1 protein-coding gene is annotated in these 1,055 nt (G+C 60.9%); it reads left to right on the forward strand.

The window, feature by feature from the left end:
• Positions 1-93: 93 nt before the first annotated feature.
• Positions 94-1,055 (forward strand): IS630 family transposase gene (locus FJ940_RS28340; protein WP_140658585.1). Its coding sequence is split into 2 segments (ribosomal slippage): positions 94-433 and positions 433-1,055, totalling 963 coding nucleotides; the frame shifts between segments, so codons are not numbered across the junction.

Consider the following 1,055-nt stretch of genomic DNA (forward strand, 5'->3'; position numbering starts at 1 on the left):
TAGAGCGGAATGAATTGAGGCTGAATCGGGTGGGATTCCCTAAGGCTTGCAAATCTGATTCAACATGCTGGCTGGGCAAGGAGGCCAGCATGGATGGGCAAGCCTTACTCGATGGATCTTCGCACACGGGTGGTCGCGTCGGTTGAGCAGGAGGGGCTGTCGCGGCGGCAGGCGGCAGTGCGCTTTGGGGTTGGGATCAGTACCGTCATCCGATGGGTAAGCCGCTTGCGCGAGACGAGCAGTCTTGCGCCCGGCAAGATGGGTGGGCACAGACCGAAGAACATTGCCGGAGCGCATCGGGAGTGGCTGTTGGTGCGCTGCCGGGCCGCTGATTTCACGCTGCGCGGTCTTGTAGCCGAACTTGGCGATCGCGGCCTGAAGGTCGATTACCGCTCGGTGTGGGAGTTCGTCCACGCCGAGAAACTCAGTCACAAAAAAAGACGCTGATCGCGGCCGAGCAGGATCGCCCGGATGTGGCACGCCGGCGGGCACAGTGGGCAAAGTATCAAGATCGCATCGATCCTTCCCGCCTGGTGTTCATCGACGAGACCTGGACCAAAACCAACATGGCCCCGCTCAGGGGATGGGCGCCGCGCGGCGAGAGGATCAAAGCCAAAGTGCCGCACGGCCATTGGAAGACCATGACCTTCCTGGCGGCGCTGCGCCACGACCGTGTCGAAGCACCATGGCTGATCGACGGACCGATCAATGGCGAGCGCTTCCAGCTCTATGTCGATGAGGTTCTTGTCCCAACCCTCAAGTCCGGCGACATCGTCATCATGGACAATCTCGGCTCGCACAAGGGCAAGGCTGTGCGCCGCGCCATCCGCTCGGCCGGCGCCAGGCTGTTCTTGCTGCCCAAATACTCGCCCGACCTGAACCCCATCGAGAAGTTCTTCGCCAAGCTCAAGCATCGGCTGCGCAAGGCTGCCAGGCGAACAGTCGAAACCGTCTGTGACGCCATCGGCCAAATCCTCGGCACGGTCACTTCAACCGAATGCCGAAATTACTTCACTGAGGCCGGATATGCCCAACCTAAATTCATCCCGCTCTAG

Source organism: Mesorhizobium sp. B2-3-7 (assembly GCF_006442695.1).
Lineage (GTDB): Bacteria > Pseudomonadota > Alphaproteobacteria > Rhizobiales > Rhizobiaceae > Mesorhizobium.